General features: G+C 64.4%; 12 protein-coding genes. 8 read left to right on the forward strand and 4 right to left on the reverse strand.

Going from position 1 to position 12,287, the window contains the following annotated elements:
• Nucleotides 1–112: 112 nt before the first annotated feature.
• From MKK04_RS25875 to MKK04_RS25885, 3 genes are all read right to left on the reverse strand, one after another.
• Nucleotides 113–1,654: an APC family permease gene (locus MKK04_RS25875; protein ID WP_207831321.1), complete on the reverse strand. Its 1,542-nt coding sequence runs from the start codon at nucleotides 1,652–1,654 to the stop codon at nucleotides 113–115.
• A gap of 113 nt (nucleotides 1,655–1,767) precedes the next feature.
• On the reverse strand, nucleotides 1,768–2,541 hold the full coding sequence (locus MKK04_RS25880; protein ID WP_207831322.1) for a gamma-glutamyl-gamma-aminobutyrate hydrolase family protein: 774 nt from the start codon (nucleotides 2,539–2,541) through the stop codon (nucleotides 1,768–1,770).
• 4 nt (nucleotides 2,542–2,545) lie between these two features.
• Nucleotides 2,546–3,928: a glutamine synthetase family protein gene (locus MKK04_RS25885; protein ID WP_015272334.1), complete on the reverse strand. Its 1,383-nt coding sequence runs from the start codon at nucleotides 3,926–3,928 to the stop codon at nucleotides 2,546–2,548.
• 206 nt (nucleotides 3,929–4,134) lie between these two features.
• Between MKK04_RS25885 and MKK04_RS25890 the strand changes: the two genes are divergently transcribed.
• The 5 genes from MKK04_RS25890 (at nucleotide 4,135) to MKK04_RS25910 (ending at nucleotide 8,895) form a co-directional block, all read left to right on the forward strand.
• Nucleotides 4,135–5,007: a LysR family transcriptional regulator gene (locus tag MKK04_RS25890; RefSeq protein ID WP_013974798.1), complete on the forward strand. Its 873-nt coding sequence runs from the start codon at nucleotides 4,135–4,137 to the stop codon at nucleotides 5,005–5,007.
• Nucleotides 5,008–5,268: 261 nt separating this feature from the next.
• Nucleotides 5,269–5,532 carry a DNA-directed RNA polymerase subunit omega gene (gene rpoZ, locus MKK04_RS25895; protein WP_003253383.1) on the forward strand — a complete coding sequence of 88 codons (264 nt, stop codon included), beginning with the start codon at nucleotides 5,269–5,271 and terminating at the stop codon, nucleotides 5,530–5,532.
• Nucleotides 5,533–5,591: 59 nt separating this feature from the next.
• Nucleotides 5,592–7,700, forward strand: a complete 2,109-nt coding sequence (gene spoT / locus MKK04_RS25900) for a bifunctional GTP diphosphokinase/guanosine-3',5'-bis pyrophosphate 3'-pyrophosphohydrolase (RefSeq protein ID WP_207831324.1) — start codon at nucleotides 5,592–5,594, stop codon at nucleotides 7,698–7,700.
• Between the two features lie 23 nt (nucleotides 7,701–7,723).
• Complete coding sequence (locus tag MKK04_RS25905) at nucleotides 7,724–8,104, forward strand: RidA family protein (protein ID WP_009684531.1); 381 nt, start codon at nucleotides 7,724–7,726, stop codon at nucleotides 8,102–8,104.
• Between the two features lie 59 nt (nucleotides 8,105–8,163).
• Complete coding sequence (locus MKK04_RS25910; protein ID WP_063912237.1) at nucleotides 8,164–8,895, forward strand: hypothetical protein; 732 nt, start codon at nucleotides 8,164–8,166, stop codon at nucleotides 8,893–8,895.
• 129 nt (nucleotides 8,896–9,024) lie between these two features.
• Here MKK04_RS25910 and MKK04_RS25915 read toward each other — a convergent pair whose 3' ends face one another.
• Nucleotides 9,025–9,882: an SDR family oxidoreductase gene (locus MKK04_RS25915; RefSeq protein WP_241106098.1), complete on the reverse strand. Its 858-nt coding sequence runs from the start codon at nucleotides 9,880–9,882 to the stop codon at nucleotides 9,025–9,027.
• A 190-nt stretch (nucleotides 9,883–10,072) separates the two neighbouring features.
• On the opposite strand from MKK04_RS25915, the gene exbB reads away from it, so the two are divergent.
• Genes exbB through MKK04_RS25930 form a run of 3 tightly spaced genes read left to right on the forward strand, consistent with a single transcriptional unit; the run spans nucleotide 10,073 to nucleotide 12,195 of the window.
• Nucleotides 10,073–11,035 (forward strand): tonB-system energizer ExbB, encoded by a 963-nt coding sequence (gene exbB / locus MKK04_RS25920; RefSeq protein WP_207831328.1) that lies wholly within the window; start codon nucleotides 10,073–10,075, stop codon nucleotides 11,033–11,035.
• A 3-nt stretch (nucleotides 11,036–11,038) separates the two neighbouring features.
• Entirely contained in the window at nucleotides 11,039–11,467 is a 429-nt protein-coding gene (exbD, locus tag MKK04_RS25925) for a TonB system transport protein ExbD (protein ID WP_013974803.1), read from the forward strand.
• Nucleotides 11,464–12,195, forward strand: coding sequence for an energy transducer TonB (locus MKK04_RS25930; protein WP_085588821.1), 732 nt, complete (start codon nucleotides 11,464–11,466; stop codon nucleotides 12,193–12,195). Before exbD ends, MKK04_RS25930 begins: the two co-directional genes overlap by 4 nt.
• Nucleotides 12,196–12,287 lie beyond the last annotated feature (92 nt).

The raw sequence follows: 12,287 nt of genomic DNA on the forward strand, positions 1-12,287 counted from the left end.
GCCTCTTCGAGGCCCTTTCGCGACACAAGGCCGCTCCCACATCTGATGGCGTACGCCGTGCTTTTGTGGGAGCGGCCTTGTGTCGCGATAGGGGCACAAAGCGCCCCCAGCTTTATTCCTGCAGTGGCAAGGTAGCCTGCTGACGCAGGGTAGCCCCCAGGAAGTACGCCGGCGCGCGCATGCGCGACAGCATCATCAGCGCGATGCCGAGCACCGAGATGATCGCGGCAATAACGAACACCAGCCCCAGCCCGCCCACATGCGAGCCACTGCCGAAGTCCGGCGAGGCGCTATCGATGGCGGTACGCGCAAAGATCACCGACAAGATCACCCCACCCACCAGCGGGCACAGGCCGCGCATGATGAAGTGGCGCAGGCTGTCGAACAGGCTGTGGCGGAAATACCAGACGCAGGCGAACGCGGTCAGCGAATAGTAGAAGCAGATCATCATGCCCAGTGCGGTAATGGTATCGGCCAGCACGTTCTCGCTCAGGGTACGCATGGTCACGTAGAACAGGCCTGCGGCCAGGCCGGCGCAGATGGTGGCGTAGCGCGGGGTTTGCGAACGCGGGCAGACGCTGGCGAACTTTTGCGGTACCGCGCCGTAGTAACCCATGGCCAACAGGGTGCGCGCCGGCGCCACGAAGGTCGACTGCAGCGAAGCCGCCGTGCTGGCCAGCACGGCGATGGACATCAGGATCGCCAGCGGCCCCATGACCGGGCCGGCCAGGTGGGCAAACACGTTTTCCTGGATGCGCGGGTTGTTCAGGCCCAGGCCAGTTTCACTGATACCGGCAAACTGCAGGGTGGCGATGGCGGTAAACAGGTACAGGCCGAGAATCAACATCACGGTCCAGGTGGCGGCCTTGCCCGGCACCTCTTCACTGCCCACCGACTCTTCGCTGACGGTCAGGCACGTGTCCCAGCCCCAGAAGATGAAGATCGACAGCGACAGCCCGGCGGCAAAAGCCGAGAACGACTCGACGCCGAACGGGTTGAACCAGGCGAAATCGAACTCCAGCGGTGGCGGCGCGGTGGTTTCGCCGAAAGCGGCAAAGGCGAAGCCGATCAGCACCAGCAACTGCAGGGCCACCAGGCCGTACTGCACGGTCATGGTGGTGGTCATGCCGCGGCAGCAGATCCACACCGCCATGGCAATGAACACGCAACAGGTGGTTATGTTGATGAGCAGGTTGTCGGCCAATGCCGCCAGCTCATGCTTGCCGGTGATCTGGCCAAGGAACAGATAGAAGAAATCGACCGCCACCCCTGCCAGGTTCGACAACACGATGGTGGTGGCGACAACCAGGCCCCAGCCGCCGATCCAGCCGATCATCGGGCCGAAGGCACGCGCCGACCAGGTAAACGAAGTACCGCTGTCCGGCTCCGCCGAGTTCAGTTCGCGGTAGCCCAAGGCCACCAGCAGCATCGGCAGGAAGCCGACAATGAACACGGCAGGCAGGTGCGCACCCACTTCACGCACGGTCGGGCCAAGGGCGCCGGTCAGGGTGTAGACCGGGGCGATGGTGGAAATGCCCAGCACCACGCTGGCCAGCAAGCCCAGCCGGCCTGTGGCCAGGCCCTTGCTGCGCTGGGTATTGCCCGCGTCGGCCGCCACGTCGGGTGGGCGGCCGGCTTCTGTGTAATTGCTCATGAGTATTTGCCGTAGATTTTGGAATTGTTTTCACAGGCCTTGCGTACAAGGCCCGCTTTCACTCATTGAAAGCTTGCTGCCGGGAACAAGTCATCCGAGACCTTCGGGTGACGTCAGAATGCCTCCTGCCGTGCGCCCTCCCGTGCTGCGTAGGCAATGCAGGCCTCGCGAAACGCCTGGAACAGGCGCAGCGAGACCGGGTTTTCGGTAAATCGCCACTCCGGGTGCCACTGCACGCCGAGCACAAAGCCCGGCGCCGCAGGCATGGACACCGCTTCGATCAGGCCATCCGGGGCCCGTGCCTCGACGCGCAGGCCCGGGGCCAGGCGGTCGATGCCCTGGCTGTGCAGCGAGTTGACCTCGAACTGCGCCGCCAGGCCCAGGCGCTCGAACATCCCGCCAGGCTCGATGCCGACAGGGTGACGAGGGCCGTATTGCACCTCCAGGGGTGCGTCCTCAGGTTCACGGTGGTCAAGGTAGCCGGGCAGTTCCTGCACGCGCTGGTGCAGGCTGCCGCCCAGGGCCACGTTCAGTTCCTGGTAGCCACGGCAGATACAGAACACCGGCACGCCGGCGGCAATGGCCGCCTGCAGCAGCGGCAGGGTCAGGCGATCGCGCGCCAGATCGTGCCGGGTACCTGCCGCGCTGGGGGCGCCATTGTAATGATGCGGTTCGATATTTGAAGGTGAGCCGGTAAAAACAATGCCGTGCAGGCGGGCCAGCAGCGCCTGCGTGTCGCTGCCCCCGTCACGGGCCGGCAAGATCAGTGGCAAGCCGGCAAAGCCGGCCGCCTCTACATACTTGTCGCCTACCGTGTGCGACGAGTTCTTCCCCACCTGCTGGCGGCAGGCGCTGACACCGATCAAGGGGACCGCATTTGCGCTCATGGGTTTACACCGTGTGCAGGTACCAGTTGTACTCGAGGTCGGAAATCGACACTTCGAACTCGGCCAGTTCGCTTTCCTTGCAGGCCACGAAGATATCGATGTAGTCCGGGCTGATGTATTGGTTGAGGACTTCGCTGTCGTCCAGCGCGCGCAGGGCATCGCGCAGGTTGTTCGGCAGGCTCTGCTCCAACTGTTCGTAGGAGTTGCCTTCGATCGGCGCCTGGGGCTCGACCTGGTTGGTCAGGCCGTGGTGAACGCCAGCGAGGATCGCCGCGAGCATCAGGTACGGGTTGGCGTCGGCACCGGCCACGCGGTGCTCGAGGCGCACGTTGTCGCTGCTGTCAGTGGGCACGCGCACGGCCACGGTGCGGTTGTCCAGGCCCCAGCTTGGCGCATTGGGCACGTAGAACTGCGCACCGAAGCGGCGGTAGGAGTTGATGTTCGGGCAGAGGAAGGCCATCGACGCCGGCATGGTTTCCAGCACGCCACCGATGGCGTGGCGCAGCGCGTCGCTTTGCAGCGGGTCGTCACTGGCGAAGATGTTCTTGCCGGTTTTCTTGTCCAGCAAGGAAATGTGCACGTGCAGGCCGTTGCCTGCCTGGCCCGGGTAGGGCTTGGCCATGAAGGTGGTGTCCATTTCATGGTCGTAGGCGACGTTCTTGATCAGGCGCTTGAGCAGGATCGCGTAGTCGCAGGCCTTCAGCGGGTCGGCCACATGGTGCAGGTTGACCTCGAACTGTGCCGGGGCGCTTTCCTTGACGATGGCGTCGGCGGGAAGGCCCTGCTCCTTGGCCGCTTCGAGCATGTCCTGCAGGCAGTCGGCATATTCGTCGAGGTCGTCGATCAAATACACCTGGGTCGACTGCGGGCGCTTGCCGGAAATCGGCGAGCGCGGCGGCTGCGGGCGACCGTTGAGATTGTCCTGGTCGATCAGGTAGAACTCCAGCTCGAACGCGGCGCAGATATCCAGGCCCAGGTCGTCGAACTTGCTCACCACCTGGCGCAGCACTTCGCGCGGGTCGGCGAAGAACGGCTGGCCATCCAGCTCGTGCATGGTCATCAGCAGCTGGGCGGTGGGGCGCTTCTGCCACGGCTCGTCCGACAGCGTGCCAGGGATCGGGAAGCAGATGCGGTCGGCATCGCCGATGTCCAGGCCAAGGCCGGTGCTCTCGACGGTGGAACCGTTGATGTCCAGGGCGAACAGCGATGCCGGCAGGTTGATGCCCTTCTCGTACACCTTATGCAGGCTGGCCCGCTCGATGCGCTTGCCACGTACCACGCCGTTCATGTCGGAGATCAGCAGGTCGACGTACTGCGTGTCCGGATGGGCCTGGAGGAAGTCATTCATCTCGCTGGAAGAACTGGCGCACGGGGTTACCGACGTCATGGCTGTACATCCTTTGATTTGCTGCGGCGATGTGGGGATACGGCTGGCGCCTCACGGGCGACGATGGTTGCAGCTGTTGTTCTTTTCACTTTCCCATCGTGGGGACTGGTTACCCGACCGGGCGCATTGATTCCCGGGGGCCGTTCCACTATAAAATGGCCAAAACGCAACAGACATTGGCAATTCGGCAAGCAGAGCGTGCACCAATGCAATATCAGATTACCCATGCCGACCTTTCCCTGGTCCTGGCCCTGGAACGTGGCCGCTCGCTGGCCAAGGCTGCCGAGTTGCTCAAGGTCGATGTGTCGACGGTGTTCCGCTCGATCCGCCGGCTGGAGTCGGCGCTGGGCACCGCCTTGTTCGTCAAGAGCCGCAAGGGCTACCTGCCGACCGACACCGCCCAGGCCCTGGCCGAGCAGGCCGAACGCGCCGAGCAGGCGCTGGAGGCGGCGCGCATCGCCATGACCAGTGGCGAGCAGGTGGTCAGCGGCACGGTGCGGCTGACCTGTACCGAGGCGGTGATGCACAGCCTGCTGCTGCCGGCGCTGGCCGAGTTCATGCCCAACTACCCGGCCCTGTCGCTGGAAATGGGCACCTCCAACACCTTCGCCAACCTCAGCCGGCGCGATGCCGACATTGCCCTGCGCCTGACCAACACGCCGCCGGAGCACCTGGTGGGCCGCAACCTGGGGTCCACCTCCTACGTGGTCTGCGGCCAACCGCAGTGGCGCGAGCGCCTGGCCGAGTCACCTGCCAGCGTGCCGTGGATCGCCCCCGACGACTCGATGCAGGACCACCCCACGGTGGTCTGGCGCAACCAGCAGCACCCGGGGTTGAGCCCGCGCTACCAGTGCAGCGGCATGTCGACCATCGCCCAGCTGGTCACGGCCGGGCTCGGCGTGGCGGCGTTGCCGGACTACATGGTGCACGCGCTGCCCGGGGTGGATGCGCTGAGCGGGCCGCTGCCGGGTTGCGACACCCAGCTGTGGCTGCTGACCCGGCCCGATTGCCGGGCGTTGCGCTCGGTGCAGACCCTGTTCGAGGAGCTGACCCCGCGGTTGCGTGACGCGATGCTCTGAGGTTATCGTCAGGCTCAAGTGATAGGGTGTCTGTTCCGGCCCTTTCACGGCTGAAGCCGCACCCACAGGGTGCGGTGATGAACCTGAGAACAATGCGGTCCCTGTGGGAGCGGCTTTAGCCGCGAAGAAGGCAATACAGGGCTTGAAGGTAGCCACCCGACAAAACAGCGCTTCCCTATTGGCTGGTGATTTTTTAAACTATCGAGTCCGCCTGCCCACTATTGGGCTGCACGCCCACCGCAATTGCTACTGAGGAAGACCATGGCCCGCGTAACTGTTGAAGACTGCCTGGAACACGTGGATAACCGCTTTGAGCTGGTCATGCTCTCGACCAAGCGCGCTCGCCAGCTGGCGACCGGCGGCAAAGAGCCACGCGTTGCGTGGGAAAACGACAAGCCGACCGTTGTTGCCCTGCGTGAAATCGCCGAAGGCATCGTCACCAACGAGTTCATCGCCGCTGAAGAGATCGTCACCGAGGATCCGGTGTTCGCCGCGTTCGAGGACGAGAACAACGAGGCTGTCTGATTGATGCCAGGTCGAAGTCGCACGGCGCAAGGCCCCCTTCCTCGGCAGGAGGTGAACCCATGCCGGGTATAGAAGCCTTGGCCGAACGGCTGTCGACCTATCTTGGCCCGGAACAGGTCAACCTGGTCCGGCGCGCCTATTTCTACGCCGAACAGGCCCACGATGGGCAGCGCCGCCGCAGTGGCGAGCCCTACGTGACCCACCCGCTGGCCGTGGCCAGCATCCTCGCCGACATGCACATGGACCATCAGAGCCTGATGGCGGCCATGCTGCACGACGTGATCGAAGACACCGGCATCGCCAAGGAAGCCCTCAGCCAGCAGTTTGGCGAGACCGTGGCCGAACTGGTCGATGGGGTCAGCAAGCTGACCCAGATGAACTTCGAGACCAAGGCCGAGGCGCAAGCCGAGAACTTCCAGAAAATGGCCATGGCCATGGCCCGCGATATCCGCGTGATCCTGGTCAAGCTGGCCGACCGCCTGCACAACATGCGCACCCTGGAGGTGCTGTCCGGCGAAAAACGCCGGCGCATCGCCAAGGAAACCCTCGAGATCTACGCCCCCATCGCCAACCGCCTGGGCATGCACACCGTGCGCGTGGAGTTCGAGGACCTCGGCTTCAAGGCCATGCACCCGATGCGCTCGTCTCTGATCCACCGGGCAGTGAAAAGCGCACGCGGCAACCGCAAAGAGATCGTCGCCAAGATCGAGCACTCGCTGGCCAACTGCCTGGCCGCCGACGGCATCGAGGGCGAGGTCAGCGGCCGGCAGAAGCACCTCTATGGCATCTACAAGAAGATGCGTGGCAAGCGCCGCGCCTTCAACGAGATCATGGACGTGTACGCCTTCCGCATCGTCGTCGACAAGGTCGACACCTGCTACCGCGTGCTCGGTGCCGTGCACAACCTGTACAAGCCGCTGCCCGGTCGCTTCAAGGATTACATCGCGATCCCCAAGGCCAACGGCTATCAGTCGTTGCACACCACGCTGTTCGGCATGCACGGCGTGCCCATCGAAATCCAGATCCGCACCCGCGAGATGGAAGAGATGGCCAACAACGGCATCGCTGCGCACTGGCTGTACAAGTCCAACGACGACGAGCAGCCCAAGGGCAGCCACGCCCGTGCCCGCCAGTGGGTCAAGGGCATCCTCGAACTGCAGCAACGTGCCGGCAACTCGCTGGAATTCATCGAGAGCGTGAAGATCGACCTGTTCCCGGACGAGGTCTACGTGTTCACGCCCAAAGGCCGCATCATGGAGCTGCCCAAAGGCTCCACGGCCGTCGACTTCGCCTACGCGGTGCACACCGACGTCGGCAACAGCTGCATCGCCTGCCGCATCAACCGCCGCCTGGCGCCGCTGTCCGAACCGCTGCAAAGCGGCTCCACGGTGGAAATCGTCAGCGCCCCGGGCGCACGGCCGAATCCGGCCTGGCTCAACTTCGTGGTTACCGGCAAGGCGCGCACGCACATCCGCCACGCGCTCAAGCAGCAGCGTCGCTCCGAATCCATCAGCCTGGGCGAACGCCTGCTGAACAAGGTACTCACCGGCTTCGACAGCAGCCTGGAGAGAATCCCCCAGGAACGTATCCAGGCGATTCTCGCCGAGTACCGCCTGGAGCTGATCGAAGACCTGCTCGAAGACATCGGCCTGGGCAACCGCATGGCCTACGTGGTCGCGCGCCGCCTGCTGTCGGCCGAAGGCGAGCAGTTGCCGGCACCGGAAGGCCCGCTGGCGATCCGCGGTACCGAAGGCCTGGTGCTGAGCTACGCCAAGTGCTGCACGCCGATCCCGGGTGACCCGATCGTCGGCCACCTGTCAGCCGGCAAGGGCATGGTCGTGCACCTGGAAAACTGCCGCAACATCAGTGAAATCCGCCACAACCCGGAGAAGTGCGTGCAGCTCTCCTGGGCCAAGGACATCACCGGTGAATTCAATGTCGAGTTGCGTGTCGAACTGGAGCACCAGCGCGGCCTGATTGCCCTGCTGGCCAGCAGTGTCAACGCCGCCGACGGCAATATCGAGAAGATCAGCATGGACGAACGCGACGGCCGTATCAGCGTGGTCCAACTGGTGGTCAGCGTGCACGACCGCGTGCACCTGGCGCGTGTGATCAAGAAGCTGCGTACCCTGACCGGTGTGGTCCGCATCACCCGCATGCGTACGTAGTCCGCCAACTGCAAGGAGTCATCATGAGCAAGACCGTCATCAACAGCGACAAGGCCCCTGCCGCCATCGGCACCTACTCGCAGGCGATCAAGGCCGGCAACACCGTGTACATGTCGGGCCAGATCCCGCTGGACCCGAAGACCATGGAGCTGGTCGAAGGCTTCGAAGCCCAGACCGTACAGGTGTTCGAGAACCTCAAGGCCGTGGCTGAAGCCGCTGGCGGTTCGTTCAAGGACATCGTCAAGCTGAACATCTTCCTCACCGACCTGAGCCACTTCGCCAAGGTCAACGAGGTGATGGGCCGCTACTTCGAGCAGCCGTACCCGGCCCGCGCCGCCATCGGCGTTGCCGCGCTGCCGAAAGGCGCCCAGGTCGAAATGGACGCCATCCTGGTCATCGAATGATGCCCCCGGTGACGGGCGCCCTGCCCGTCACCTTCCCTTCTCTGCAAGGTTACCCCGTCATGCGTCAAGCACTGCCCTTCGCGCTGGCAGCCCTGCTTCTGGGCGGCTGCGCCAGCCACAAACCCGAAGATTTCAACGGCACCTGGATCAACCAGGACGCCATCACTGCGGCCGTCAAGGGCGGCAGCCTGCGCCAGGCGCTCAATGAGCACGGCCCGGTGTTCGAGTGGAAGCTCGACGTCGCCAGCCAGCAGGCCAGCTACAGCAATGGTTTCGAAGCGGCCGACGGCCAGCTGAGCGCCACCGACAAGCAATGGCAGGCCAGCTTCCAGGGCGGCCAGACCGAGCAACTGTCGCTCGATGGCGACGAACTGCAGGCTGTCGACCAAAGCGGCAGCAAGCAGACCTTCGTGCGCGCCAAAGCGCCGGCGGCGGCCAACGCACCACTGGGCAGCAGCTTCGAGAAGGCGCTGTACCAGGCCTATCTGGGCGGCGACTGGAAGGTCGTCGAAGGCCAGGGCAAAGGTGCCACCGTGCGCTTCAGCGACACCGGCAACGTCACCGGCCTGCCGGGGCCAGACCGTTTCGCCCTGTGCCTGGCGGGTGATTGCGCGACCATGGGTGGCAGCAATGACAGCCTGTGGCTGGAGCGCAACCAACGTGGTGCGCCATTCATCATCAAGCGCGATGGCGACAAGCTGGAGATCTTCCAGGCGGTGAACCGTGCGCAGCCGGATGAAATGCCGGAACTGGCAGCAGGCAAGCGCCAATGGGTGCTGGAGCGCAGCTGAGACCTGCTGAATAGCGGCCGAACACACTGGCCTCTTCGCGGGTAAACCCGCTCCCACAGGTACACCGCCAGGCTTGAAACCAGCGGTGCACCTGTGGGAGCGGGTTTACCCGCGAAGAGGCCGGTAGACTCAGCGCACGCCTTCCAGGATTGCGGCATAGCCTTCCTTGTAACTCGGATACACCGGCGCCCAGCCCAACGCCCTTGCCCGGGCATTGCTGCAGCGCTTGCTGCCGGTACGCCGCACCCGCTGCTCATCCGACCACTCGGTCACCCCCATGTACGCCCGCAGCCAGGCCACCACGTCGGCCAGCGGCGCCGGGTCGTCGTCGACGCCGATGTAGCAGTCATCCAGCACCTTGCCATCGGCATCGGCCTGCAACAGGAACGCCAACAGGCTGGCGGCGTCCTCGGCATGAATACGGTTGCCATACAGCGGAGGCTCCTCGGCCACGCGGTAGCCCTGGCGCACCTGACTGAGCAGCCACTCGCGGCCGGGGCCATAGATTCCGGTCAGGCGCACCACGCTAGCCGGGATGCCACTGGCCAGTGCCAGCCGCTCAGCCTCCAGCATCAACCGCCCGGAATAGCCTTCAGGCTCGGTGGCCGCGCCCTCCTCGATCCACTCGCCGTCCTTCTGTGCATACACGCTGCTGCTGGACACGAACAGCAGGCGCCGTGGGCGTTGGCCGCGCTCGGCCAGCCAGGCCAGCACATGGCGCAAACCATCAACATACGCCGCCTGGTAACCCGCCTCGTCGTGCTGGCTGGCCGCCACGCAGTACACCAGGTAGTCCGGTGCACGCTGCGGCCAGGCGGCGGGAATGGAGGGCTCGGACAGGTCTGCAGCCACCGGCACGACACCCGCAGGCAACTGCCCGATCGAGCGACGCAGGCCGCACACCTGCCAACCGCGCGCAAGCATTTGCCGGGCAAGACGCCCGCCTACATCACCACAACCCACCACCATCACGGAAAGGCCTGACATCTCTAAACTCCCTGGACCAATTGATCAGCCCGCCCACGCTACACGATGGATAGCTAGACCATAGGCGAAAAAAGCAACAAGATTACTTTTGTTAACAAGAATTACTTGCAATAATGGCCGCCAAATTGTTCTCGGCCTACCTCGAGGCCTTGGAGAACGTTCACTCTATTCTTCATCAGGTCCGGCCAGCATGACACGTACTCAACCTTCCGCTTCGCCAACCCCGTCGCGCGCCTGGCGCGCCATCGCCGCGCTGACGCTCAGCCTGGTGCTGGCCCCGGTGGCCATGGCCGATGAGCCAACCGCCAATGCCGCCACCCCGGCTGCCGCTACTGCTCCAGCTGCTCCAGCCGCAGCGCCGGCTGCCGGCGCAGTTGCCGCCACCCCGGCTGATGCCCCGGTCGCAGTAGACCCGAGCGTCGAAGCCCTGGTTGAAGACACCTCGCTGGGCATGGCTCACGACCTGTCCCCATGGGGCATGTACAAGAACGCCGACGTGGTGGTGAAGGCAGTCATGATCGGCCTGGCCATCGCCTCCATCATCACCTGGACCATCTGGATCGCCAAAGGCTTCGAGCTGATGGGCGCCAAGCGCCGCCTGCGTGGTGAAATCGCCCTGCTGAAGAAATCCGCCAGCCTCAAGGAAGCCAGCGACGTTTCCAACAAGGAAGGCACCCTGGCCCACACCCTGGTCCACGACGCCCTCGAAGAGATGCGCCTGTCGGCCAACGCCCGCGAAAAAGAAGGCATCAAGGAGCGCGTCAGCTTCCGCCTGGAGCGCCTGGTACACGCCAGCGGCCGTACCATGAGCAGCGGCACCGGCGTACTCGCCACCATCGGCTCCACTGCGCCGTTCGTCGGCCTGTTCGGTACCGTATGGGGCATCATGAACAGCTTCATCGGCATCGCCAAGACCCAGACCACCAACCTGGCCGTGGTTGCCCCGGGTATCGCCGAAGCCCTGCTGGCCACCGCCCTGGGCCTGGTCGCCGCGATCCCGGCCGTGGTCATCTACAACGTCTTCGCCCGCTCCATCGCCGGCTACAAGGCCCAGGTGTCCGACGCCTCCGCCCAGGTGCTGCTGCTGGTCAGCCGTGACCTGGACCACCAGGGCAGCGAGCGTGTTGCCCCGCACATGGTGAAAGTGGGGTAAGCCATGGGCCTGCATCTCAACGAAGGTGGCGACGACCTCGCCGAAAACCACGAAATCAACGTTACGCCGTTCATCGACGTGATGCTGGTGCTGCTGATCATCTTCATGGTCGCAGCCCCCCTGGCCACGGTCGACATCAAGGTCGACCTGCCAGCCTCGACCGCCAAGCCGGCGCCGAGGCCCGAGAAACCGGTGTTCGTCAGCGTCAAGGCCGACCAGAAGCTGTACGTCGGCGACGATCAGGTCCCTGCCCCCGACCAGCTTGGCCCGATGCTCGATGCCAAGACCAAGGGCGACAAGGAAACCACCATCTTCTTCCAGGCTGACAAAGGCGTGGATTACGGTGACCTGATGGAAGTGATGAACAACATGCGCGCGGCCGGCTACCTGAAAGTCGGTCTGGTAGGTCTCGAGACGGCAGCCAAGAAATGACAAGAACGCGCTCGAACATGGCGCGCTACGGTGGCAGCCTGGCGATCGTGCTGGGTGTGCACGTGGTCGCCGTGCTGCTGACGCTCAACTGGTCGGTGCCCCAGGCCATCGAACTGCCCCCGGCAGCCATGATGGTCGAGCTGGCACCGTTGCCGGAGCCTGCGCCACCACCCCCTCCGAAAGCGGCCCCACAGCCACCGGCACCGGTCGAGGAACCGCCGCTGCCGAAGCTGGCCGAGGCCCCCAAACCCAAGATCGCCATTCCCAAGCCGCCCAAGCCGAAGGCCAAGCCGCAGCCGCCCAAGCCCGAGAAAAAGCCTGAGCCGCCGAAGGAAGCACCGCCGACCGAACAAACGGTAGACGCACCGCCCAGCAACACGCCACCGCAGAAGTCCGCTGCACCGGCGCCGAGCATTGCGTCCAACAGCAACGCCCTGCCGACCTGGCAGAGCGACCTGCTGCGTCATCTGGCCAAGTACAAGCGCTACCCGGAAGACGCGCGCCGTCGCGGCCTGCAGGGCATCAACCGCCTGCGCTTCGTGGTCGACGCCGAAGGCAAGGTGGTGTCGTATTCCATGGCCGGTGGCTCGGGCAGTGCCGCCCTGGACCGGGCGACCCTGGAAATGATCCGCCGGGCCGGTACGGTACCCAAACCGCCACCCGAGTTGCTGAACAACGGCACGATCGAAGTCGTGGCACCGTTCGTCTACTCGCTGGACCGCCGCTGAGACTTTTGTTTCTGTCACAAATCGGCAAGTCTGATAACGTGCGTCTATCGATTGCAGCCGCTATGCTGGGCCCGCAACTTCATGGACGCACG

The sequence above is a fragment of the Pseudomonas sp. LS.1a genome (assembly GCF_022533585.1).
Classification (GTDB): domain Bacteria; phylum Pseudomonadota; class Gammaproteobacteria; order Pseudomonadales; family Pseudomonadaceae; genus Aquipseudomonas.

Coding starts and splice junctions, on each gene's coding strand:
- exbD (WP_013974803.1), top strand. CDS start 11,039: ATGGGCCTGCATCTCAACGAAGGTGGCGACGACCTCGCCGAAAACCAC.
- spoT (WP_207831324.1), top strand. CDS start 5,592: ATGCCGGGTATAGAAGCCTTGGCCGAACGGCTGTCGACCTATCTTGGC.
- MKK04_RS25880 (WP_207831322.1), bottom strand. CDS start 2,541: ATGAGCGCAAATGCGGTCCCCTTGATCGGTGTCAGCGCCTGCCGCCAG.
- MKK04_RS25890 (WP_013974798.1), top strand. CDS start 4,135: ATGCAATATCAGATTACCCATGCCGACCTTTCCCTGGTCCTGGCCCTG.
- MKK04_RS25885 (WP_015272334.1), bottom strand. CDS start 3,928: ATGACGTCGGTAACCCCGTGCGCCAGTTCTTCCAGCGAGATGAATGAC.
- MKK04_RS25930 (WP_085588821.1), top strand. CDS start 11,464: ATGACAAGAACGCGCTCGAACATGGCGCGCTACGGTGGCAGCCTGGCG.
- rpoZ (WP_003253383.1), top strand. CDS start 5,269: ATGGCCCGCGTAACTGTTGAAGACTGCCTGGAACACGTGGATAACCGC.
- MKK04_RS25875 (WP_207831321.1), bottom strand. CDS start 1,654: ATGAGCAATTACACAGAAGCCGGCCGCCCACCCGACGTGGCGGCCGAC.
- MKK04_RS25915 (WP_241106098.1), bottom strand. CDS start 9,882: ATGTCAGGCCTTTCCGTGATGGTGGTGGGTTGTGGTGATGTAGGCGGG.
- exbB (WP_207831328.1), top strand. CDS start 10,073: ATGACACGTACTCAACCTTCCGCTTCGCCAACCCCGTCGCGCGCCTGG.
- MKK04_RS25905 (WP_009684531.1), top strand. CDS start 7,724: ATGAGCAAGACCGTCATCAACAGCGACAAGGCCCCTGCCGCCATCGGC.
- MKK04_RS25910 (WP_063912237.1), top strand. CDS start 8,164: ATGCGTCAAGCACTGCCCTTCGCGCTGGCAGCCCTGCTTCTGGGCGGC.